Raw genomic sequence first — 21,447 nt, forward strand, 5'->3', positions numbered from 1 at the left:
CGGGTGCCGGAATGGATCGGGCCGAAAATGCGCTTATGACTATTGAATCCCATTGCACATTTGCGCTTCAGCCCTTAGAAAGTCGACGAATGCCCTGAGCGGCGATGGCATGTGACGGCGCCCGTGATAGTAAAGATATGGACCGTCGAATGCCTGCCACCAGTCCTCGAGAATCGGCAAGAGGCGCCCATCGGAAAGCGGCTCACGCAAAAAGTCCTCAAAGGTATACACAACGCCCAGCCCGTTGATGGCCGAGTGAATCTTCAGATCGTGCGATGACGTCAGCATTTGCCCCCGGGGCGGTACGCGCACGACGCGGCCGTCTTTTTCGAATTCAAACACGCCTACTTTTCCACTCTCGAACCGATGGCCAAGCATCTCGTGGTTTAGCAAATCCGCAGGCTGAGAGGGCGTGCCACGTTCGGCCAGATAACGCGGCGCGGCCGCCGCGACGAAGCGCTGTCGGCGTGGGCCGATGGGCACCGCTATCATGTCCTTGGCCAAGCTCTCCCCGTAGCGTACGCCGGCGTCATACCCACCGGCGATGACGTCTACAAAGGTGTTCTCCATGACGACTTCGACATTGACTCCTGGATAGAGCCGCAGAAAGCGCGCCAGCAGATCAGGCAACAGGAAGCGTGCCACAGGCACCGGTACATTGAGCTTCAGCGTGCCGACCGGACGCTGCGCTTCGTCGTCCAGATCATTGAAGGCAGCATCGATCTCCAGTAAGGCCGGGCGCAGTCGCTCAAGCAATCGCTCGCCCGCGGTCGTCGGCGTGACGCTCCGTGTGGTTCGATTGAGCAGGCGCAAGCCAAGGTCGCTTTCCAGCCGACGTATGCAGTCACTCAGAGAGGAGGCGCTAAGACCGCGCTTTTGCGCAGCGGCGCGAAATCCCCCTGCTTCAACCACCACAGCAAAGATCGATACATCGGTAAGGTTTGGTTTGCGCATGAGTCCATCTCCACATGAGCCCACTGTACGCGATGCCGTACGGGCCATCCACTTTACCCCTGCTTATCATTAAGGGCTCGTACACAGATACTCCTCTCTCACCCCGTCAGCCGAAATCACCCTACGGGAATGCCTGGTTCGGATCGCTCGGGTTCTGGAGCCACTGCCGAACCGCCAACGCGGCGGGCATCAACACAGAGGAAATCTTATGCATATCCGTTGCCTGTCAATCGTAAGCATGATGACGATGACTGCTCTGAACTCTCCATCTCTGCTCGCCAACGAGCAGGCCGAAATCCCCGCCTACCGATATGGCACCCAACTGAATATCGCGAGGGTCATCCGCATCGAAGAGCCGGCGACGCCGACCTGCGAAATCGTGCGAGCAAAGATGACCTTTGTGAACACGCAAGGTGTCACCGAGCAGGTCAGCTTTTTGAAGCAGGCAGAGGCATGCCGGCGTATATGACTCCCACACGGACGCCGCCGATGTGTGCCCTGGCGCCGGTAGCTCGAACAAGCACTGGGTTCAACTGGCGTGTCCCCCTCCAGGCATCTGTCACTGATTTCGGTTCATATCCGGCCATGCCGGTTCACCATCTGAAGAGAGAGCACAACCATGTGGCATAGCGCAGCACTATCCGCCATTGACGTCGCCAGTGGCGTTACCCGACTGTTGAAGCTTGCCCGCACATTGACTGTTGGTGTCACTTTGCTCAGCCCGGCAAGTGTCTTCGCCGCCGATCGCATCGCGCCAAAACCGGACTGGTCCACCGCTGACATGCCTTCGCAGCAGGGCCGCATCGCCCTGGTGACCGGCGGAACCAGTGGCATGGGCTATGAAGATGCACTGGCGCTTGCACGCGCTGGCGCGGAGGTGATCATTGCCGCACGCAACCCAGAGCGTGGTGCACAGGCCATCGCGCGGATCAAGACAGCCGTGCCCAATGCCAATGTGCAGTTCAAGACGGTGGATTTGGCCGATTTGTCTTCCGTCCGCACGCTGGCTGATGAACTTAACCAGAGGCTGCCGCGTCTCGATTTACTGATCAACAATGCCGCGATTATGTCGCCTCCTGAGCGAGGTACATCTGCGCAAGGTTTCGAGCTGCAGATGGCAACCAACTATTTCGGGCATTTCGCGTTGACCGGCATGTTGGTGCCCCTGTTGCGCAAGAGCAAGGATGCCCGCGTAGTAAGCGTCTCAAGCATCGCTGCAGCGCGCGGGGCCATCAACTTCGAGGACCTGCAAAGCGAGCAGGCTTACAACCCCTTTGGCGCGTACGCCCAATCCAAGCTTTCCATCCTGCATTGGGCATTTGCGCTGCAACGGCGTAGCGATGCGGCAGGCTGGGGGATTCGTAGCATCGCTGCACATCCCGGCGTAGCCGTAACCGAGCTGATCGCACGCGGCCCCGGGCTTGATAGCGAAATCGGAAAACAGTGGGCTGTGGATCGGGAAAAATACCATTCGGCTGCCCAGGGGGCATTACCCACGCTCTACGCCGCTACTGCTCCCGAGGCAGTGGCGGGCGCTTATTACGGGCCGACCGGTGAGGAGCAGAAGCGCGGCCCGTTGGGCTTTGCCATTACGCCTCCCGCCGCCACCAACGCGGCAGATGCCGAGCGGCTCTGGAATCTCTCTGAACAGCTCACCGGTGTGACATATCCGTAATGACCCTTGGGCGCGAGGCCGACTCGCGCCTGCCTTTTGGCACGTTACCCTCGATCCGGAGGTTTCATGCGTACGCCTTCCTCTTTGCACCGGTGGGGCAAAGTCGTCAACGCTCAACCCAATGAGCTGGGGGCGGTGTTATCAGCATTTCTCCTTTTTCTATGCCTGTTTGCCGGCTATTTCATGCTTCGCCCGATACGCGAATCAATGGGTATCGCTGCCGGCGTCGACAATCTGCAATGGCTCTTTACCCTTACCTTCACAGTCATGCTGGTGGCCGTTCCGCTGTTCGCCTGGCTGAGCTCACGGGTACCGCGCTTGCGCTTCATCGACTGGGTTTATGGCTTCTTCGCAATCAACCTGCTGATATTCGTCGCGCTGTTCCAGTTAATGCCTGATAGCACCTGGCTTGCCCGAGTCTTCTACGTCTGGATATCGGTCTACAACCTGTTCGTCGTCTCCGTTGCATGGAGCCTGATGGCGGATGTATTCGACAGCGAACAAGCTAAACGGCTATTTGCAGTCATTGCGGCGGGCGCCAGCGTTGGCGGCTTGCTCGGACCGGCCCTGAGTGCGGTGTTGATCGGTTCTATCGGTGCGTCGGGGCTGATGCTCATGGCCGCGCTGTTGCTAGGGGGCACGCTGGTATTGAAACAAGCATTAATGCGCTGGCGTGAAGAGGGCGGAGCGGGCCGCCCCGGCGCGGCGCCGACGCAAAGCCCTCGGCGCCCACTGGCTGGCAATCCATTGAGCGGCATGACGGCGGTGCTCAGATCGCCTTACCTGCTAGGGGTCGCAGGGTTCGTCGTGCTACTGGCGACTGTCACCACCTTTCTTTACTTCGAACAGGCCCGTCTAGTGGCCGAGCACTTCCCAGACCGCGAATCTCAGGTACGCGTTTTTGGCACCATTGATTTCATCGTGCAGGCCGGTGCTCTGGTGTCGCAGCTGTTCATTACGGGGAGAATAGCGCCGAAGTTTGGCGTACGGGGATTGTTGGCAATCGTGCCCTTGCTCATGTGCATTGGCTTCGTCGGCCTTGCACTTGCGCCTGGATTCGCGCTGTTAGCCATATTGATGACAGTGCGGCGCATTGGCGAGTACGCGTTCGTCAGACCGGGAAGGGAAATGCTGTTCGCACCGCTGGACGCTGAAAGCAAGTACAAGGCCAAGAACTTCATCGACACAGTGGTCTATCGCGGTGGAGATGCCGTGGGCGGCTGGGCCAAAAGCCTGCTCGACATGCTGGGTCAGGGCGCCGGGCTTGCCGCGTTTATCGGGGCCGGTTGTGCGCTGTTGTGGGCGTATCTGGGATGGCAACTCGGGCTGCGAGTCGATAATCGACCAGAGGCACCGAGGGTGTCCTTGTCGTCGCTATAATTACTTCCCGACCTTTCCATCTATGACGGATGGCGAGTGCTTCCACGTCGTCCACTGGCGTCAGGTGAATCAACTGTGCGTCGTCGCTGACACACTGTTTTTATGACTGCAAGTACACAGGAACAGCGGATCTGAAGGCGCTGAGGGAAGCCAACCGGCTGGCGCCCGCTTTGCGTATGTGCTCGCGCTCAGTCTGCAAGATCGAGGGGAATTGCAGGACGCACGTCGCCAGCTGGAACAAACCCTCGCTAAGCATCCCGAAAACCGTGATGTACGTATGGCCCTGGTTGCCCAATTGCGGGATGAAGGTGAAGTCCCGAAAATGAAGGCGGTCATTGAGGAATTCAAAGCTATCAATCCCGGCGATCCATTGTTGCAACCGAACGTTGGACCCGGTTTTGAAATCGTCTTACTGCCCTGCTCACCCAGCTAGCGAGTGAAATTGCCTCGAAGCCACCGAGGACGTTTCCAAGTCGCTAGTCTTGCATCGTCCACGAAACGAGCCGGGCAACGATTGGGCGCACGACGAGCACGCAGACAAATGCCGAAGGCATTGCTACCCGGTACGCATTCATCACATGCTCCATGTAATGCTCCCCAACACCGAATTCTGCAATGGTGATGACGAGACACATAAGAAACGCCATGATCGTCGCCATGTAGAGGGCGAAGACGTAAGGCATCGCTTGTTTCGGGAGGCGAAATCGCGCCGTTTTTTGAGCTGTTCCGTCGGTCATCAGTTAATCCTTGTCAATCTTGGGTAGCGAAAGAGCGGTTAACCTAACAACCTCCTGTAGGTGCTGGTAGACGCGTTGCGCTTAAATCATCCTTAAGTAAATTCAACGAATTGAGCACTTAGCATCTGATGGATATTCTGGGTTTGATCAATACGTATATACGCGTGGTAGAAAACGGCAGCATAGCGGCGGCAGCCCGCGCCCAAGGCATGAGCGCCGCCGCTGTCAGCCAGAGCATCACCCGACTTGAAGCACACTTGGGAGTGCGTTTGCTTTCGCGCACAACCCGCAGGATGGCGCTTACCGAAAGCGGCACTCGATATTTTGAGAAGGTGCGCCACATTCCGCGCGACGTTGATCTCGCCTCGCAAGCCGCGGCCGTCGCAACCGAACCACGGGGGCCGCTTTGTATCGCCACCACGACCGCGTTTGGCTGTCATGTGCTCGCGCCGCTGATGCCGGCATTCAAGGAGGCATACCCGCACATCGACATCGAACTGATCAGTACCAACCGACGCGTTGATCATCGGCTTGAGGGCGTCGACGTCAGTATCCGCATCGAAGCGCAACTGAACGATCAGCTGATTGCGCGGCGTATCGCCTCGCGTCCGTTCGTGTTCTGCGCGTCGCCAGCGTATCTCGACCGCGCAGGCGTGCCCACTACACCTGAGGACCTGAAACAGCACGCCTGCATTGTCTTTCGCTACCCAACTGATGGTCGTTTTCTACCCTGGACCTTCGTGCTTGATGGCAGACGTTTCGAGGCGAAGGTCAACCCGAGCTTCGTCTGCGATGACATCGATACTATTGCGCAGATCGCCGTTTACGGCGGCGGAATCGCACGCCTTGCCAGCTTTGTCGCTCAGCCACTTATCGACAGCGGGCGACTGCTGCCCCTATTCGAGTCGGGAGGTCGCCACGCAACATGCGCAGAGCCTGAGCCGATGGACATCTATACCTGTGTCACCGAGCGGTCGGCTTTGAATGTAAAGGTGCGCGCGTTCATCGATTTTCTCGAACGCAGGATGGAACACGAGCCCAATGCGCTCGCACAGGCTGCGGCACAACGCAGCGGTCAAGCAAAAAAAGGACGACCTGAGGGGCCGAAATACACGTGATTTTCGATCACTGTTCTGATTGTGACCAATCTAGACGCCGACTTTGACAGGCAGCTCTGGGTCGATAGTAGTCGTTCAGGCCAGCACGAATACCTCACTTCTGCCAGGATCAATGTATTAGTCTTGCGATAACTGCAAAGATCTGGCCCGCTGCTACGGCTGCCATTTTGTCAGCGCTGGAATCATCAATGATTCTCCGATTCAACCCGCAACAGATACCCAGCCATCGCGTGATTGGCAGAGCGCGCCAGGTCGCTGTCTAGCGAGCTAAAACCATGTATACCGCCAGGGTAAACGGCGAGCTCGCAGCAATTGGCGGCCGCTTGCCAGCGCATGTACATGAACAAGCTGTCGTCCAGCAGCGGATCGATCGATCCGACAGTGAATAGCGCTGGAGGCAGATTTCGCAAATCGGCATAAAGCGGCGATACGGCGGGGTCGCGAAGGTCGAAATCGCCAGCGAAAGCGTCCGCAAATTGATTGATTACGCCGCGATCCACAAAATGGGTGCCGGAGGCTGCGCGCGCGCTGGGGGTCAACGAAAGGTCAAAGACGCCAAACAACATATTGGCCGCGCTGAATTTTTCAGCGAGCCCCATTTCGCGCAAACGTATCAACGTCGATGCTGCCAGGTGAGCCCCGGCAGACTCGCCACCGATCGATAACCACGAAGTGCCGAATTCATTTTGCGCGTGCTCAATGACCCAGCGCGCCGTTGCCAGACAGTCATCGATGGCAGCGGGAAAAACGTGCTCCGGGGCCAGCCGGTAATTCACGCTGACGCACACCATGCCCGCTACCTGACCGAACAATTCGAACTGTTCATCCCAGGTGTCGTTACTGCCGAACATCCACCCGCCGCCATGAAAATGCAGGTAAACGCCGCGGATTTGCTCCGGAACGAGAACGCGCAAACTCAACGGCCCAGCGGGCCCTTCGATGACGATTTCACGCGCGTGTGCCGACATTGGCGAAGCAGGCAGCCCGAGGCCGCCGTTGGAGTAAGCCTCACGCAGCCCCACGATGTCGTCAGGAGGTGTCAGAGTGGCCAGTTGCGCCGTCAGTGCTTCGTTCACAGCAGTCGTCTGTTGCGAAACTGCGTCTGCCTTAAAAAGGACGCTCAGGGTGGGTAATGCTGCTGTCTTGCCAGAAAAATCATTCATGATCGCGCGCCTTTTATTAATCGCCGTCAGGTATTCGTCCGAACGAAATATCCATAAGCCAGAACGGTCGGAGAGCGGATACTTTTCCGCTCTGTTATCAGGCGACCCAGCACCTTGCCGGAGGCATTGCGTGAAAGCGCCTGAACAAAGTCGACGTGGCTTTCAACCCACCGCCAGGTCTTTGAAGTCCACTTCTCCCTTTTTCCAAAAACCCGCCGCCTGTACATCTTCAGCGTTGAATCCCCGCTCCCTGAGCAGATGCTGGCGGATCTTTTTGACTACGCCAGACTCGCCAGCTACCCACGCCCCGCCGGACTGGTTGGGCAACGATGAGCAGCGGATTGCTTCGTACATGGTCGAGGCAGTCTCGGGGTTTTCAGCATCGCGAAGCAGCCATCTGACCACGGCGTTGGGCCGTGCCGGAAACTCGAGGATTTCACTCTCGCTACTCACTTCAATAAAAACATAGAGCTCTTTTTCAGCAGTGGTTCGGGCCATGATTGCCTGGATGGCTGCGAGTGCAGACTCATCGCCCGCAAGCAACAGCCAGCTTCTGGCATTGTTTTCGACGAGGCCTCCTCGCGGCCCCGATAAGGAAAGGCGATCACCGACGCGGGCGTTGGCTGCCCATTGCGACATTGGCCCGCCACAGTGCAGCGCTATGTCGAAGGTCATGCGCCGACTCTCGGCATCCCACTCACGGACGCTATACGCTCTGCCAACAGGAACACCCTCATTGCTGCCTTCAAGGAATAGCTTTACCCAATGGCCAGGCCTTCCGTCCGGATAGTCGAACAGGCTGACGCCGGCAACGACTATCCGCCGCAGCCGGGGTGAGACTTCCAGCACTTCCACCACTTTCGCTGGGCGTAGTCGGGCATGGTGCCGCAGGGGGCGAGTTGTCGCTTCCATGTCTGGAAGTGACGTAAATGCGGGGATGGGTCGTGACTTCATAATCACTCCACCGATGCGCAGGGCCATCCCACAGGCACCAAATAACGTGGCCATCGCCTCTGGCAATCCAGCCGAGGCCGGCTCGCCCTGCATCTGAGGTTTTTTTCGCGAAAATGAGCTCAGCGCTCCCAGTAACTCCAGTTCATTTTGCGAAATAAAAGGTGAGCCTGGGCCGAGGAGTTCAAAGTCGGGATTGTGCTCCTGTATCGATTTCATCAGCCGCGCGAACGCAAAATGATGCTCCGGATTTACCCCAAGTTCTTCGAGCAAGAATCCCGCCTGATGGGGCCCGGCGCTGTTCCAGTTCAAGGCTCGGAGCGCTTTGAGCAATTTGACTTCTAGAGGGGCACAGTGACGCCTGGATAGTAAAGTTCGCTGATTTCGACTCTCCATCGGATCATTCCTCAATCTTGATCAAGGTTTGGCGGGATGACGAATGCATTGAAGTCTCCTGCCGCTTGGGTTAACGCGTCATTGATTAGTGAGGCTTGAGTTTTCCGCAGTAGTCGCGGGCAAACTGCGATGCAATGCGCCCTGATCGCGAGCCTCGTTGAGTGGCCCAGCGGTTCGCATGAATATGCGCTTCCTCAAAGGCCTCCTCGGGCACCCCATAGGTCATAAGCCATTGATTGACCGCATTGATATATTCGTCAGGGGAGAAGCTGTAGAAGGAAATCCAGAGCCCGAAGCGTTCAGATAATGAAATCTTTTCCTCAACTTCTTCTCCAGGGTGGAGAGCGCCGTCTTCGCCTCGGATTCTGGACAAGTTGTCCGACGCTTTTTCGGCAATCAGGTGGCGGCGGTTGGATGTCGCGTAGATCAAGGTATTCGTGGACTGTCCCGCAATTGAACCGTCCAGTACGGTTTTCAATCGCTTGTAGCCTATCTCTCCCTCTTCAAAGGACAAGTCGTCACAGAAGAGAACGAATTTTCCGGGCTGACTACTGACCAGCTCGATCACCTCAGGCAGGTCACCGATGTTTTCCTTATCGATCTCGATCAGGCGCAAGCCCTGGCCATGGAATTCGTTCAGGCAGGCTTTGACTAACGATGACTTGCCCGTGCCTCGGGAACCCGTGAGCAATACGTTATTGGCTGGTTTTCCGGAAATGAAATTCTGCGTGTTGTCTTTAATCAGTTGGGTCTGGCGATCCACGTTTTTCAACTGGCTGAAATCGATCAGGCCCGGATGTTTGACAGGCAACAGTACCGCATGGCTGACGCCCCGATGGGCCCGGTATTGCCATTGCCAAGCGATGATGTCGGATTGCAGCGAGAATTCCGCACTGGGTGGGTGAGCGCGTTCGAGCGAATCGGCAATGCGCTTGAGCTGGACCAGTATTTCCAGTGAGAGCTGGTTCTGAGAGTCGACGGGAGTGTTCACGATGATTAGCACGCAGGTAGGGCGATGAGGCCTTGCATCATGCTAAGTTGGCGATTACCCGTCTAACGCATAAGGGGCATGCATCGTCGAGTTATGGACATTTCCATTCCTGAGATTGCTCGGCAGCATCCGGGCCAGAGCATCTACACGCTAGCCCTCGATCTCGCCAGTGGTACCAACATCAACATCCACCAACATCCTGAGGGGCAGCTTCTTTTTGCACCAGCGGGCGTTCTGGCTGTGACGACAAACGCCGGTTGCTGGGTGGTCCCTGGTGGCCATGCCCTATGGATTCCCGCCAACGAACCTCATTGGACGCGCACCATCGGCAATTCCAGGATCAGAACCGTCTATCTCAGTGACGAGCGTTCGGCGGGGTTGCCCGTTGCCTGCACGCTGATCGGCATATCGGCCTTACTCCAGGAGCTGATTTCAGCCGTGCTGCTTGTGACAGTGCACGGCTCACGTGAAAGTCGTAATCATCATTTGATGGCGCTGCTGGTCGAGGAGCTTGTGGACGCGCCCGCGAGCGCAAGGCTTTTGCCTATTCCCGGGAGCAAGAGGCTAAAGGACTTGTGCCGAGCAATATCAGCTAACGCTGCCTTGGACTGGGGCCTGGCGGAGTGTGCGCAGTTTCTGGGTATCAACTTGAAAACCGTACAGCGTTGGTTCCAGACCGACATGGGCATCAGCTTCGGCGAGTGGCGCAAGCAAATCAGGCTGTTCGTTGCGCTAGAAAACCTTGCGCTGGGAAAGAGCGTATTGGAGGTGTCCCTCGACGCTGGCTATTCCAGCCCCAGTGCCTTTTCGGCCATGTTTCGACGCGAGTTTGGTATGTCGCCCAGTGCTTTTCAGAAAATCTGAAACGCAACTGAGCTGAGTGGTGCTGACGGCGTGCAGCTAGCTCCGCGAAGCAGTAGGTAAATGATCTGATGTGGCCCGGATGGCGTCCGCTTTCGGCCGATTCTGTTGAAAAAGTCGAAATTTCAGACTGGAAGACATCAAGGTTGGCCGTCTCTTCAGAACCTATTCACCACGTTGCGTGGCTTTCCGGTTCCGCGTTGATCGTTGCAGCTTGGTTAATAGGTTGATTTGAGGTTTTTTGCTGATTGCGGGCGTACCTATCCCGTGGTTGGCGGCCCTTGCGAGGTCAGTTTTGCCAGTCTTCTGAGATTCTGTACCGCAGCCGCCAAGGTAAATTCGTCGTTCGCGCCGGTCATTCCTCGTAGTCGCAACCGATCCAGTTTCAGGATTCGCTTGAGGTGCGCGAACAACATTTCGACCTTCTTGCGCTCATGGCGAGAGCACACGTACTGCGGTGTCGTAGCGATCCGCCGGGCCACCTCTCGCGCCGCTTCATGGACACTACGGGCGATTTTTCGGAACGAAGTGTTCGGGCAGCAGCGCGCTTTCATCGAGCATGTAGCGCAGTCGGTTTGTCGGGATCGAAAGATGATGGTGCCGGCTTTCGTGACATGTGAGCGCTGGTTCTTGAAGGCCCGCCACTCGCTACAAAGGGCGTGTCCAGTGGGGCAACGATATTCCTGCGCTTCTTCATTCCATTGAAAATCACTGATCGAGAGGCTGTCGTTCTTGCGTTCGGTTTTGTCCCAAACCGGCACATGCGGCTCAATATCTTTTTCGTCCGCCATCCAGGCCAGCATCGGTGCGGTTCCATAAGCGGTATCGCCAATGAGCCGATCCGGCTTGATGGCGAACTGTTCTTCGACCCGCTCAATCATGGTCTTGGTGCTTTCGACCTCGGCGGTTCGATGGGCAGGCGTTGGCTCCACGTCCATGATCACACCATGCTCGACATCAATCAGGTAATTGGTCGAATAAGCGAAGAACGCTGGGCCGCCTGGAGCTGCCGTCCAGCGCGCAAGGGGATCGGTCAGCGACAAGCGCTTCGGTAGTGTTTCAGCCAAAGCCTCTTCATCCAGCGCTTCAAGGTACTCACGGACGGCGCGAGTACTGAGCGACGGATCGCGCCAGTTGATTTCATCATCGCCAGGTACGCCACGTTGCCGACTGGCATCTGCCTTGATCACACTTGCGTCCACAGCAAAACCTTCGCCCTTGACCAGACCCGCGTCCATGCACCGACGCAGCACCTCGTTGAACAGCCAGCGAAACAGTGAGCTGTCACGAAAACGACCGTGCCGATTCTTGGAAAACGTAGAGTGGTTGGGGACTTCGTCTTCAAGACTCAAACGGCAGAACCAGCGATACGCCAGGTTCAAATGAGCCTCTTCGCACAACCGACGTTCGGAACGAATGCCGTAGCAGTAGCCCACGACCAACAGGCGGATCATCAGCTCGGGATCAATCGATGGACGCCCGATTGGGCTATAAAAATCGGCGAGATAATGGCGCAGATCGCTTAGATCGAGGCATCGATCAATGCTGCGCAGGAGGTGATTGGCTGGGATGCGATCTTCAATGTTGAACGAGTAAAACAGTCTCTCTTGTCCGCTCGACAATTGTCCCATCATGCTGCGAATCCTCCCGCTGGCCGATGACCTGATTTTGCCGAAGGCCGAGCAGGAGATCTACTTTTTCAACAGAATCGGCCAGAAGCAGACATACGGATCAGAATCCACTGAACCCCGCAAACCAGGGTAAAGCAGCGCGACTGTGATGCCCTTCGTACTCCGCCTGTCCTCGAAGATCATTGAGGCATAGAAACAAACTGATCGTGGCTGGAATAGATAGAACGTTTAGCATCCAGAAAAAGACATTGCTGGATTCAAACGTCACCAGGGCGACTATGTTAATGACTACCATGATGATTATCAGAATATTGCATTTGAGGTGCTGACGTCTGGAGGAGGCATAGCTTTCCCAATCATAAATCATCCACTCATGCGAAAAGACTCCGCACTCGGGGCACTTATGGGTTGGCGGCACCCTGATGGGGATGTGGCCACAGTTGGGGCACAGAGCCGTCATAGCGTTATCCATTATTATTTGATGTCCCTGATTACGTTTTGAGCGATGGAATGGCGAAAGACGTCAGGCCTGTCGCAGAACGCTCGACCTTGGTAGCGAGATTAGCAGGGCTCCCTCTCTTTTTTCACCTTCTTTCCCGGTAGCTGCTATCAGCCCAGAGTGTTTGAAAAAGCACTCGGATCCTGCTTAAGTGGACGGCCCTCTGGTACCTGGGTTAGGTTTCGTATCCTTTATATTTCAGGCTTCACGACCATGACTGATCGTCAGATCATCGTTCCAGACGACATGAAATTGCTCTGTGAGCATGCTGGATATGCGCCAGCTGTAAAGGTAGGGAAAACTCTCTACTGCGCTGGTCAGGTTGGCCGGACGCCGGAATTATCAGTCATCGAAAATCCGGAGCAGCAGTTTTTGGCAGCGTGGGAAAATCTCCGGCTCGTATTGGCGGCCGGTGGCTGCGAATTTGAGGATGTCGTCGAAATGACGACTTATCACGTCGATATGCATCGCCACATGCCAATCTTTAGACAGGTGAAGGATGAAGTCTTTCCTAGGAGCACTTGTGCATGGACATGCATAGGTGTCAGTGAACTGGCTCGACCGGGCCTCCTCGTGGAGATCAAATGCATCGCCGTGCAGCGATAATTTTTCGGAGACGCTGGCAATCGAAGCACGGCGGGCATAGAGGCGGCCAACTTTTCGGGGTCAGATCAAATTTAGGTGGACACCATCGCCTATGACTTCGGGATCAGTAAGGGGTGTTGGCCAGACGCATACGACATATCAAAAAAATTGAACCGCTTTTGGAAGCATTCGCCTAATGAACAGCTTGTGGCTATTCCCACAGGCCATGTGCCAATAAAGGCAGACTCCGAGAGGTGATTGACGTGGCTAAAGACGACAAGAAAAGCAAAGGTGAAGGTTCGAAAGCCAGCAAGGAATTGAAGGATAAAAAGTCATCCCCGGCGAAGAAGTCAGCTGCGGCCTCGGCTCTTTCGAAATCTTCCGAGAAGAAAGACAAGAAAAAAGATGAGCCGAAGAAGGCTGCAAAAAAAGCTGATAGCAAGCCAGTGAAGGTTAAGAAATCAGAGAAGGCGGAAAAGCCTGAGAAAAAGAAAAAGTGACATCTGCTATCTGCTAGGGCTCCGGGCCCTAGCTTCCCAAACCTGGTAACACAGTCGATTAGCTGGGCCTACAACCACAAACGTCAGGAAACAGGCAGCCGATTGGCTAGTCGGCTCGCACCAGGCGGCTGGCCCGTGATGCGTTTGAAAGCGCGGCTGAAGGCGGCTTGCGAGGTGTACCCGAGGTTCTGCGCCACGGTTTCGATGGGGAGCCTCTCTTGGACCAACCACTGACTGGCGAGGCGCATTCGCAATTCAGTTGCATAGCGCAGCGGCGGCGTTCCGATTGTTGTCTGAAAGCGTTCAGCAAAGACAGAGCGCGAGGAATTGCATTCCTCTGCCAGCTCCGACACTGTCCAATTGCGACCCGGGTCGCGATGGAGCGCCAGAATCGCGCGGGCCAGCCTGGGGTCACGCAGCGCTGCGACCAAGCCAGACGCATAGTCACATCCACATTCAACCCAACCACGTACGATCATCGCCGCGACTACATCAGCAAGGCGCGCGAGAATCCCGGCGAAGCCGATGCGACCCGAGCAGATTTCTCCTTTCATCGCGGCGAGTATCGGCATGAGCCCCGGGTAGCGATTGCTCATCGCGTCGACCGTCATCAGGCCCGGCATCAGCGGCCCCAGTCCCTGCATTCCGCCAAGATCGAACTGCATACAGCCGTAAAAGAGAATGGCGCTGGGAATGGCGCTGGTTGTAGGGCACAGATTGACGGCACTGACCGTGTCACCCAGAGGCGCCGACTCGAAACAGCTGATGTCCCGGGTTGGCGCGTCCGGGCTGGACAGCAGTTGATGCGCTGCGCCCTGCGGCAGAAACACTGCATTCCCTGCGGACAATTCATGCAACACGCCATCTTCCGTGCGCAGCACAGCAGAACCGATGGCGAGATAGTGAAAATAGGCATGTCCAGGCCGGGCATTCAAGCTTATGCCGAATGACGGACCCGTCTGGATGCGACGGTACTGCACGCCACGCAGGCGCATGCCAGTCAGTAATTCGCTGATGAGATCGGAAGAAAGGGCGAAATGATCTGACATGGCAAATCCGGTGTTTTGATCAAAAGTTACAGACGTTCCATCATAGATCATCCTGATTTTGGTGCCTAGACTTGGGCTCGCGTCAATTTCAGGAAGGCATTTGTAATGAACAGCAGCGTATGTAACACCGGGCTCAATGCTCAAGATGAAGATGTAGAACCAAAAGCACCCGCCTGGATGGCCGTCTTCTCGCTGGCGATGGGCGTGTCCGGATTGCTGACAGCCGAGTACCTTCCGGCCAGCCTGCTTACCCCGATGGCCAGCGACCTCGGTGTATCCGAAGCGATCGCGGGACAAGCGGTGACGGTGACCGCCGTCGTGGCACTGTTTGCCGGACTGCTGGTACCCGGCTTCACGCGATCGCTTGACCGGCGCACTGTGCTTTTGGGGTTTTCGGTATTGATGATCGCTTCCAACCTGTTGGTCGCCCTGTCGTCCAGCATCTGGGTACTCATGGCAATGCGCGTTCTGCTAGGGGTGGCACTCGGTGGTTTTTGGTGCATGGCGGCCGCCGTCGCCATGCGTTTGGTCCCGGCTTCGTTGCTTCCCCGCGCGCTGTCGATCATTTTCAGTGGCATTGCAGTAGGAACGGTCGTTGCGGTCCCACTGGGTAGCTACCTGGGCGGACTGTATGGCTGGCGCTCCGCTTTCCTCGCAGCGGCGGCCGTGGGCTGCCTGACTCTGCTCTTCCAGTGGTTCACACTGCCGAAGATGGCGCCGCGCAGTCCGGCGCGACTCAGAACCGTGCTGGACGTGCTGATGCGTCCGGGCATCGCTATCGGCATGTTTGGCTGTGTACTGGCACACACAGGCCATTTCGCCCTGTTCACCTATATCCGTCCATTTCTGGAAAGCACCACCGGAGTGGGTACGGATGGGCTCGCTCTTATGTTGCTGGGGTTCGGGGTGGCTAACTTTGTTGGCACAATGCTGACCGGGTGGCTGATTGCGCGCAGTCTGCGCGTGACCCTGGCGCTCATGCCTGCGCTGGTGGGGCTGGCAGCGCTGGCTCTGGTGTTTTTGCCTGCCTCGGTACCGGGGCAAGCGCTGTTGGTTGCGTTTTGGGGGTTGGCATTCGGGGGCGTGCCAGTGGCGTGGTCCAACTGGGTAGCACATTCAGTGCCCGACCAGGCAGAAAGCGCGGGCGGGATGGTGGTGGCCTCGGTGCAGTCTTCCATCGCAGCAGGTGCCGCTGCGGGAGGAGCAATGTTCAGCTTCAGCGGCATTGCTGGCGTATTTATCGCCGGTGCGATTGTGATGCTGCTGTCAGCACTGCTGATTGCATGGCGCGTCAAAGTCCAACCGTCGCCTCTCGGCGAAGCGACAGGTCAGAATGCACTGAACGCTTGCGCCCTCCCCGACTCCAAACCTTGCCCCGACGCTCAGAGTAAGCGTGTCGCGTCGATGGGTGTTTGAATCATCTGCCAAATCAAGGAGTTCTCATGACCGATCCACGTAATGTCGCTCACGACAAAAAAGTGCAGCAAGAGAAAAAGAACCACGGCGAAGAAATCGCGCCCAATGCCGAGCACGCGCCCCAGCCGGGCATGAAGCCCGCACTCAAGCACGACGATGACGAGCAAGACGAGCAAGCTTAAGCCGGGCACTAGCCTGACCCGAAAACTGCCGTTGGGCGGCGCTGGCTGAAGTCAGTAGCCGCTGCATCGCCACGCATTCACCTATCCCGCCAAATTTTCCTGTCACTGAACCTTGCCTATACCTGCGCTACGAAAGCGATAATCTGACGGTACATGAGGCACTGGTCGAGAGTGATGACTTCTCACCTGCCCGGCGGTTTTGCCAGAACTTCGCTCTCAAACGTCATAACCCTGCTTTTTGCTGCGTGGTAATCTCATCACTTTTTCAGATTGGCGTTGATCGGACCTTGATGATCGCCATAACCAGGAAATGTCATGTCCAGAATTTCTCACTCAGCTTTGCGTCGTAATTTCCGGGAACTGCTTGCTTCAAAGCAGTGCTTTGAAACCGCCTCCGTTTTCGATCCGATGTCCGCTCGCATCGCGGCTGATCTTGGCTTTGAAGTTGGCATTCTGGGTGGTTCTGTTGCCTCGCTGCAGGTATTGGCCGCACCCGATTTCGCGCTCATTACGTTGAGCGAATTCGTCGAACAGGCAACTCGAATAGGTCGCGTCGCGCAACTCCCCTTCATCGCGGACGCCGATCATGGCTACGGCAATGCCCTCAACGTCATGAGAACCGTTGAAGAGCTGGAGCGCGCCGGTGTTGCCGCCCTTACCATTGAAGACACTTTGCTGCCGGCGCAATTTGGCCGCAAATCGACGGATCTGATTTCCATCGACGAAGGCATCGGTAAAGTCAAAGCGGCCCTGGAGGCGCGCGTTGATGCTGAACTTTCGATCATCGCGCGGACCAACGCGGCAGTGCTGCCTGTCGAAGCTGTTGTTGAACGGACTCACGCTTATGAGAAAGCCGGAGCCGACGGCATCTGTATCGTCGGGATTAAAGACTTCGAGCACCTTGAGCAAATTTCGGAAAAGCTGACGGTGCCTCTGATGCTGGTGACCTACGGCAATCCGAAGCTCAACGACAGCCAACGCCTGGCGAACCTCGGTGTGCGTGTCGTGGTTGCAGGTCATGCGGCCTACTTTGCGGCGATCAAGGCTACCTACGACAGCCTTCGTGCTCAACGTCATCTGACGCAAAGCACTTCAAACCTGAGTGCCACAGAGCTGACCCACACCTACACCCAGCCAGAAAGCTATGTGGCGTGGGCCAAAGAATTCATGAACGTGAAAGAATGACCGGGCCCCGGGCGGCTCACGATGGCTCGTGATACGACCCGGGGCAATGCATGACCTGCCCTAAGCAGTCATGCCGTCGAAGAACCGCGAGGCATTTTCATTCAGGGTTGCTATGTCATAGCCACCCTCCTGAACCACCACGCAGGGCACCTCTAGCGCCTTGATCCGCTGCCCCAGCAAACGGAAGCCTTCATGGCTGACAGAAACCTTGGACTGGGGATCGTTTTCGTAAATATCGAAGCCCAGCGACAGGACCAGCACATCAGGCGCGAAGTTGCGTAACGCAGTTGCGGCCTTGTCCATGCAGGCGAAGAAATCTGCCTCGCTGGCGCCATGGGCCATGGGTAGGTTCAGGTTGAAGCCTGCACCGGGACCCGCTCCGGTTTCATCGTCAAAACCAGCAACCACCGGGTAGAAGTTGGTCGGATCACCATGGATCGACACATACAGCACGTCATCCCGGTCGTAGAAAATTTCCTGAATGCCTTGGCCGTGGTGCATGTCTGTATCGAGCACAGCGACTTTGGCGAACTTGCCCCTCAGCACCTGAGCGGCAATTGCAGCATTATTGAGGAAGCAGAAGCCGCCTGCCGCTTCGGCCCGGGCGTGGTGCCCCGGTGGGCGGCAAAGAGCGTAGGCCGACGGGTCACCTTCGATCACGGCGTGCGCAGCAGCCACCGCACTCTGCGCTGACCAGTAGGCGGACTGCCAAGTATCCTCGCCAATCGGACAACTGCCATCAGCCAGGTAGCGTGCGGTCTTGCCTAAAATCCCGCGTAGAGGATTACCTTCGCGGATGTAGATATTGGACATCACTTCATCGCCCCAGTCTTCCGGCACGTCGTGCCACTGCTGGTAAGCGGTTCTCAGGTATTCCAGATAGGCCGGACTATGTACGGCAGCCAGCGGCGCTTGACCATAGTCGTTGGGTTCGAACAACGGATAACCCAGTTTCTCGACCATTGCCAACAGCGGGTCAATACGCGCTGGCAATTCCTGAGGCTGCCGCATCTGGCCCCGCGACAGGTAGGAACGGGGCTGGTGAAGACGTTGTGAGGGGTGGAAAAATGTTTTCATTGCTGACCTCTTTCAAAGCGCATGCGGTCAATAGCCCAGTTCAGGATTGGCCAGATTGTTCAGTTCGAGCCCTTGGGCCAGTCGTAACACGTTGTCGGCGACCTGTTGGGCGATGCACAGGTCAGAGGCGGCTGACGCCATGTGCGGCGTCACCCAGACGCCCGGCGTACGCCACAGCAGCGAATCGGCGGGCAACGGCTCCTCCTCGAACACGTCCAGCAAGGCGCCGCGCAGTTGCCCGCTCGCCAGCGCCTGCTGCAGGTCATTTGAGTTGAGGTGCTGGCCGCGGCCGCAGTTGATCAATGCACTGCCTCTGGCCATGCACTGGAAAATCTCATGGCACAACACGCCATGGGTGGTGCGGGTCAGTGGCAGCAGGTTGATCAGTACATCCAGTCCGTCGAGGAATTCACGCCGCGAATGGGGGCCACTGAAGGTTGTCACGCCGTCGATCGTGCGCGGCGTGCGAGCCCAGCCACGTACGTAGTAGCCCGCTGCGGCCAATCGTGCCGCGACGGGTGCGCCGATGGCGCCCAGGCCCATCACGCCGACCTTGAAATCTTCCGCTTTGCGCTGCGCCGGGCGTTGCCAGTGCTGCGAGAGGTTGCCGGCGATCACCTGATCGAAGCCCCGGTGGAAGTGCAATACGCCCCAGTGCACGTACTCGCTCATGCCCAGGGTGTGATCAGGATCAACCACCCGGCAGACCGGCACCGTGACATCGCGAGAATCGTCTTGGGCCAAATGGTCGATACCCGAGCCAATCGAATGCACCAGACGCAGATGTGGCAAGCGCCCAAGGCTGCCCGACGGCGGGAACCAGCACACCGCGACCTCGGCGAACCGCGCCTGTGCATCATCTGGCCGTAGTACGTTCAGCTGCGGCGCATGCACGGCGAACAGCGTGGCGAGCCAATCGGTCAGCGCAGGGTTCTGGCAAAGCAAAACGAGGCTACCCATGGTCAGCTGCACCAGTCGGTGCGCTGCTCGTCGATCAGACTGAGCGCGGCCTGCCAAGCCATGTCGATGATGCCGTCGATGCCGTCACGGCCAAACTGCGCCGCCGTGTGCCGGCATACTTCTTCACTGGGGATAGTCAGGGCCACACCGGCTGACATAGCCTGGATCTGCGCCTGGCACGCACGCTCCAGGAAATAGATTTCGTGGAACGCCGCCGCTACGCTGCCGCCGGCCGCCAGCAAACCGTGGTTACGCAGGATCATCGCCTTGTGCGAACCCAGGTCGGCGACCAACCGCTCGCGTTCCTCCAGCGATAACGCGATGCCTTCATACGTGTGATAAGCCAGGTTGCCGTAGAACTTCAGCGCATGCTGGGTCAGCGGCAGCAGGCCATCGCGCTGGGCCGCCACTGCCATACCGCTCGCGGTGTGGGTGTGGATGATGCAGTGCAGGTCGGCGCGCGCATCATGGATGGCCGAATGGATGACGAACCCGGCAGCGTTGACCTTGCCACCGGTGTAGCTGCTGTCGACCACGCTGCCTTCCAGGTCGATCAGGACCAGATCGCTGGCGCGCATTTTTTCGAACGCCACGCCGTAACGGTTGATCAGAAAATGCCGCGCCCCCCCCGGCACACGCAGGGTGATGTGGGTGTCGATCAGGTCGGTCATCCGGTAGTAGGCGATCAAGCGGTACAGCGCTGCCAACTCGCAGCGCGATTGCCATTCGATCTCTGACATGGCGAGAGGTTTACTCATCATGCGACTCCTTGGGTAGTGGACAGGAGGGTCGCGTTGACGCTGCGCAGATGTGCCAGTCCCAGTACTCCGGCCAGCGACATCAGCGCCAACACGCTGAAGAACAGCGCCAAAGGCACCCATTGCCCCGCGAACTGAGCGGCGATGAAGGTACCGATCATCGGCGTCAGGCCTCCAGTCAAACCGCTACCCAGTTGATAGGCGATGGAAATGCCTGAATAACGCACCCGCGCCGGGAAGGCTTCAGCCATGTAGCCAGCAATCACCGCATACAGCGCAGCCAGCAGGATCACGGCCAGGGCAATGCCGGCGGTCATGTACAACAGGTTGCCGGTCTGCACCAGCAGGAACATCGGATACGGCACCACGATGCACAGCGACGCCACCCACTTGAGGAAACGTCCTTCGCCCAGCCGCTCGGCCAGCAACGCCGAACAGGGTTGCGAGAGGAACTGCAGAATGGTGACCACGAACAGGCAGTCCAGGATCGTGGTCTTGGCGATGCCCTGGTACTGGGTGACGTAGGTGATCATGAAGGTGTTGGTGAAGAAGAAGCCGCCCGAACCGATGGTGACGGCCAGGGCTGCGAACAGAATCTGCTTCCAGCCAGTGCGCAGCACTTCGCGCACTGGATTGTCGGAGGTCTGGTCGTTCTCCTTGACCTCGGTGAACTCTGGCGATTCCGGTACACCGAAACGAATCACCAGGCCGACGATCATCAGCACGCCGCTCATCAGGAACGGAATGCGCCAGCCCCAACTCATCAGGGCTTCCTGTTCCATTTCGGTGATCAAGCGGAAGGCGATCAGCGCCAGCAGCAGACCGGCCGGGCTGCCCCATTGTGCGAACGAGGCGAAGAATACCTTGCGTCCCTTGGGCGCGTGCTCACTGGCCATGAGCACAGCGCCGCCCCATTCGCCACCGACAGAAATGCCTTGCAGCAGGCGCAGCAAGACGAGCCCGATTGGCGCCCATATACCCGCTTGAGCGTAGGTGGGCAACAGACCGATACAGCTCGTCGCAACGCCCATCAGCACAATGGTCACCAGCAGCATTTTCTTGCGGCCCAGGCGGTCGCCCAGATGGCCAAATACCATGCCGGCGAATGGCCGGGCGATGAATCCTACGGCGAAGCTGCCGAACGCGGCCATCGTGCTGAGCATCGGGTTTTCACTGGGAAAGAACAGCTGTCCCAACACCAGTGCAGCGGCGAAAGCGTAGATGTAATAGTCATAAAATTCGATGGTGGTGCCGATAAACGCGGCCGCCGCGGCACGACGCGGAGTTGAAGTTTTGCTCGTCATTTGAGGCTCCCGGGAATCATTGTTATAGGCAGGAGATAAGGTCATGCGTAGGCATGAAGCTCGCACTCTCGCGGT

22 protein-coding genes are annotated in these 21,447 nt (G+C 57.5%); 11 read left to right on the top strand and 11 right to left on the bottom strand.

Going from position 1 to position 21,447, the window contains the following annotated elements; genetic code table 11:
- Positions 1–39: 39 nt before the first annotated feature.
- Positions 40–954: a LysR family transcriptional regulator gene (locus CFII64_RS18010; protein ID WP_020292248.1), complete on the bottom strand. Its 915-nt coding sequence runs from the start codon at positions 952–954 to the stop codon at positions 40–42.
- A 247-nt stretch (positions 955–1,201) separates the two neighbouring features.
- Here CFII64_RS18010 and CFII64_RS18015 point away from each other — a divergent pair, with 247 nt between their 5' ends.
- The 4 genes from CFII64_RS18015 to CFII64_RS18030 all read left to right on the top strand — a co-directional run bounded on the left by CFII64_RS18015 (position 1,202) and on the right by CFII64_RS18030 (position 4,442).
- A complete protein-coding gene (locus tag CFII64_RS18015; protein ID WP_371106454.1) occupies positions 1,202–1,423 on the top strand; it encodes a DUF2790 domain-containing protein in 222 nt (73 codons plus the stop codon).
- A gap of 150 nt (positions 1,424–1,573) precedes the next feature.
- Positions 1,574–2,629 (top strand): SDR family oxidoreductase, encoded by a 1,056-nt coding sequence (locus CFII64_RS18020; RefSeq protein ID WP_020292250.1) that lies wholly within the window; start codon positions 1,574–1,576, stop codon positions 2,627–2,629.
- Positions 2,630–2,695: 66 nt separating this feature from the next.
- Entirely contained in the window at positions 2,696–4,009 is a 1,314-nt protein-coding gene (locus CFII64_RS18025; RefSeq protein ID WP_020292251.1) for an NTP/NDP exchange transporter, read from the top strand.
- Between the two features lie 211 nt (positions 4,010–4,220).
- Positions 4,221–4,442 (top strand): tetratricopeptide repeat protein, encoded by a 222-nt coding sequence (locus tag CFII64_RS18030; RefSeq protein WP_020292252.1) that lies wholly within the window; start codon positions 4,221–4,223, stop codon positions 4,440–4,442.
- 43 nt (positions 4,443–4,485) lie between these two features.
- Here the strand turns inward: CFII64_RS18030 and CFII64_RS18035 are convergent, their stop codons facing one another.
- The gene (locus CFII64_RS18035; protein WP_020292253.1) at positions 4,486–4,746 is read right to left on the bottom strand and encodes a DUF2798 domain-containing protein; all 261 of its coding nucleotides are present in this window, start codon (positions 4,744–4,746) and stop codon (positions 4,486–4,488) included.
- 128 nt (positions 4,747–4,874) lie between these two features.
- Between CFII64_RS18035 and CFII64_RS18040 the strand changes: the two genes are divergently transcribed.
- Positions 4,875–5,864 carry a LysR family transcriptional regulator gene (locus tag CFII64_RS18040; protein ID WP_020292254.1) on the top strand — a complete coding sequence of 330 codons (990 nt, stop codon included), beginning with the start codon at positions 4,875–4,877 and terminating at the stop codon, positions 5,862–5,864.
- Between the two features lie 185 nt (positions 5,865–6,049).
- Here CFII64_RS18040 and CFII64_RS18045 read toward each other — a convergent pair whose 3' ends face one another.
- From CFII64_RS18045 to CFII64_RS18055, 3 genes are all read right to left on the bottom strand, one after another.
- Positions 6,050–7,027 (bottom strand): alpha/beta hydrolase, encoded by a 978-nt coding sequence (locus tag CFII64_RS18045; protein ID WP_020292255.1) that lies wholly within the window; start codon positions 7,025–7,027, stop codon positions 6,050–6,052.
- 162 nt (positions 7,028–7,189) lie between these two features.
- Positions 7,190–8,251, bottom strand: a complete 1,062-nt coding sequence (locus CFII64_RS18050; protein WP_177325430.1) for a siderophore-interacting protein — start codon at positions 8,249–8,251, stop codon at positions 7,190–7,192.
- Between the two features lie 208 nt (positions 8,252–8,459).
- Complete coding sequence (locus CFII64_RS18055; RefSeq protein WP_044901521.1) at positions 8,460–9,365, bottom strand: ATP-binding protein; 906 nt, start codon at positions 9,363–9,365, stop codon at positions 8,460–8,462.
- A 93-nt stretch (positions 9,366–9,458) separates the two neighbouring features.
- Between CFII64_RS18055 and CFII64_RS18060 the strand changes: the two genes are divergently transcribed.
- Positions 9,459–10,229, top strand: a complete 771-nt coding sequence (locus CFII64_RS18060) for a helix-turn-helix transcriptional regulator (protein ID WP_020292258.1) — start codon at positions 9,459–9,461, stop codon at positions 10,227–10,229.
- Between the two features lie 257 nt (positions 10,230–10,486).
- On the opposite strand, the gene CFII64_RS18065 is transcribed toward CFII64_RS18060, so the two are convergent.
- Positions 10,487–11,860 carry an IS1182 family transposase gene (locus tag CFII64_RS18065; protein ID WP_020292259.1) on the bottom strand — a complete coding sequence of 458 codons (1,374 nt, stop codon included), beginning with the start codon at positions 11,858–11,860 and terminating at the stop codon, positions 10,487–10,489.
- Positions 11,861–12,569: 709 nt separating this feature from the next.
- On the opposite strand from CFII64_RS18065, the gene CFII64_RS18075 reads away from it, so the two are divergent.
- On the top strand, positions 12,570–12,962 hold the full coding sequence (locus tag CFII64_RS18075) for a RidA family protein (protein WP_020292261.1): 393 nt from the start codon (positions 12,570–12,572) through the stop codon (positions 12,960–12,962).
- A 233-nt stretch (positions 12,963–13,195) separates the two neighbouring features.
- On the top strand, positions 13,196–13,441 hold the full coding sequence (locus tag CFII64_RS18080; RefSeq protein WP_020292262.1) for a hypothetical protein: 246 nt from the start codon (positions 13,196–13,198) through the stop codon (positions 13,439–13,441).
- Positions 13,442–13,524: 83 nt separating this feature from the next.
- Here the strand turns inward: CFII64_RS18080 and CFII64_RS18085 are convergent, their stop codons facing one another.
- On the bottom strand, positions 13,525–14,490 hold the full coding sequence (locus CFII64_RS18085) for an AraC family transcriptional regulator (RefSeq protein WP_020292263.1): 966 nt from the start codon (positions 14,488–14,490) through the stop codon (positions 13,525–13,527).
- A 105-nt stretch (positions 14,491–14,595) separates the two neighbouring features.
- Here CFII64_RS18085 and CFII64_RS18090 point away from each other — a divergent pair, with 105 nt between their 5' ends.
- The 3 genes from CFII64_RS18090 to CFII64_RS18095 all read left to right on the top strand — a co-directional run bounded on the left by CFII64_RS18090 (position 14,596) and on the right by CFII64_RS18095 (position 17,273).
- Positions 14,596–15,906: an MFS transporter gene (locus CFII64_RS18090; protein ID WP_020292264.1), complete on the top strand. Its 1,311-nt coding sequence runs from the start codon at positions 14,596–14,598 to the stop codon at positions 15,904–15,906.
- Between the two features lie 26 nt (positions 15,907–15,932).
- Positions 15,933–16,088, top strand: a complete 156-nt coding sequence (locus tag CFII64_RS29425; protein WP_020292265.1) for a hypothetical protein — start codon at positions 15,933–15,935, stop codon at positions 16,086–16,088.
- Positions 16,089–16,403: 315 nt separating this feature from the next.
- Positions 16,404–17,273, top strand: coding sequence for an oxaloacetate decarboxylase (locus CFII64_RS18095; RefSeq protein WP_020292266.1), 870 nt, complete (start codon positions 16,404–16,406; stop codon positions 17,271–17,273).
- A gap of 60 nt (positions 17,274–17,333) precedes the next feature.
- On the opposite strand, the gene CFII64_RS18100 is transcribed toward CFII64_RS18095, so the two are convergent.
- From CFII64_RS18100 to CFII64_RS18115, 4 genes are read right to left on the bottom strand one after another with little or no spacing between them, the layout of a single operon-like run.
- Positions 17,334–18,350, bottom strand: a complete 1,017-nt coding sequence (locus CFII64_RS18100; RefSeq protein ID WP_020292267.1) for a histone deacetylase family protein — start codon at positions 18,348–18,350, stop codon at positions 17,334–17,336.
- A 27-nt stretch (positions 18,351–18,377) separates the two neighbouring features.
- The gene (locus tag CFII64_RS18105; protein WP_044901492.1) at positions 18,378–19,310 is read right to left on the bottom strand and encodes a glyoxylate/hydroxypyruvate reductase A; all 933 of its coding nucleotides are present in this window, start codon (positions 19,308–19,310) and stop codon (positions 18,378–18,380) included.
- Between the two features lie 2 nt (positions 19,311–19,312).
- On the bottom strand, positions 19,313–20,068 hold the full coding sequence (locus tag CFII64_RS18110; RefSeq protein ID WP_020292269.1) for a class II aldolase/adducin family protein: 756 nt from the start codon (positions 20,066–20,068) through the stop codon (positions 19,313–19,315).
- On the bottom strand, positions 20,068–21,372 hold the full coding sequence (locus CFII64_RS18115; protein ID WP_020292270.1) for an MFS transporter: 1,305 nt from the start codon (positions 21,370–21,372) through the stop codon (positions 20,068–20,070). The genes CFII64_RS18110 and CFII64_RS18115 overlap by 1 nt, the downstream gene beginning before the upstream one ends.
- Positions 21,373–21,447: the final 75 nt, after the last annotated feature.

Source organism: Pseudomonas sp. CFII64 (assembly GCF_000416235.1).
Classification (GTDB): domain Bacteria; phylum Pseudomonadota; class Gammaproteobacteria; order Pseudomonadales; family Pseudomonadaceae; genus Aquipseudomonas.

What these genes read in the sequence shown, in the direction of transcription:
- CFII64_RS18060 (WP_020292258.1), top strand. Translation starts at nt 9,459, where the DNA reads ATGGACATTTCCATTCCTGAGATTGCTCGGCAGCATCCGGGCCAGAGC.
- CFII64_RS18100 (WP_020292267.1), bottom strand. Translation starts at nt 18,350, where the DNA reads ATGAAAACATTTTTCCACCCCTCACAACGTCTTCACCAGCCCCGTTCC.
- CFII64_RS18085 (WP_020292263.1), bottom strand. Translation starts at nt 14,490, where the DNA reads ATGTCAGATCATTTCGCCCTTTCTTCCGATCTCATCAGCGAATTACTG.
- CFII64_RS18045 (WP_020292255.1), bottom strand. Translation starts at nt 7,027, where the DNA reads ATGAATGATTTTTCTGGCAAGACAGCAGCATTACCCACCCTGAGCGTC.
- CFII64_RS18110 (WP_020292269.1), bottom strand. Translation starts at nt 20,068, where the DNA reads ATGAGTAAACCTCTCGCCATGTCAGAGATCGAATGGCAATCGCGCTGC.
- CFII64_RS18015 (WP_371106454.1), top strand. Translation starts at nt 1,202, where the DNA reads ATGACTGCTCTGAACTCTCCATCTCTGCTCGCCAACGAGCAGGCCGAA.
- CFII64_RS18040 (WP_020292254.1), top strand. Translation starts at nt 4,875, where the DNA reads ATGGATATTCTGGGTTTGATCAATACGTATATACGCGTGGTAGAAAAC.
- CFII64_RS18075 (WP_020292261.1), top strand. Translation starts at nt 12,570, where the DNA reads ATGACTGATCGTCAGATCATCGTTCCAGACGACATGAAATTGCTCTGT.
- CFII64_RS18065 (WP_020292259.1), bottom strand. Translation starts at nt 11,860, where the DNA reads ATGATGGGACAATTGTCGAGCGGACAAGAGAGACTGTTTTACTCGTTC.
- CFII64_RS18095 (WP_020292266.1), top strand. Translation starts at nt 16,404, where the DNA reads ATGTCCAGAATTTCTCACTCAGCTTTGCGTCGTAATTTCCGGGAACTG.
- CFII64_RS29425 (WP_020292265.1), top strand. Translation starts at nt 15,933, where the DNA reads ATGACCGATCCACGTAATGTCGCTCACGACAAAAAAGTGCAGCAAGAG.
- CFII64_RS18025 (WP_020292251.1), top strand. Translation starts at nt 2,696, where the DNA reads ATGCGTACGCCTTCCTCTTTGCACCGGTGGGGCAAAGTCGTCAACGCT.
- CFII64_RS18115 (WP_020292270.1), bottom strand. Translation starts at nt 21,372, where the DNA reads ATGACGAGCAAAACTTCAACTCCGCGTCGTGCCGCGGCGGCCGCGTTT.
- CFII64_RS18105 (WP_044901492.1), bottom strand. Translation starts at nt 19,310, where the DNA reads ATGGGTAGCCTCGTTTTGCTTTGCCAGAACCCTGCGCTGACCGATTGG.
- CFII64_RS18010 (WP_020292248.1), bottom strand. Translation starts at nt 954, where the DNA reads ATGCGCAAACCAAACCTTACCGATGTATCGATCTTTGCTGTGGTGGTT.
- CFII64_RS18035 (WP_020292253.1), bottom strand. Translation starts at nt 4,746, where the DNA reads ATGACCGACGGAACAGCTCAAAAAACGGCGCGATTTCGCCTCCCGAAA.
- CFII64_RS18090 (WP_020292264.1), top strand. Translation starts at nt 14,596, where the DNA reads ATGAACAGCAGCGTATGTAACACCGGGCTCAATGCTCAAGATGAAGAT.
- CFII64_RS18020 (WP_020292250.1), top strand. Translation starts at nt 1,574, where the DNA reads ATGTGGCATAGCGCAGCACTATCCGCCATTGACGTCGCCAGTGGCGTT.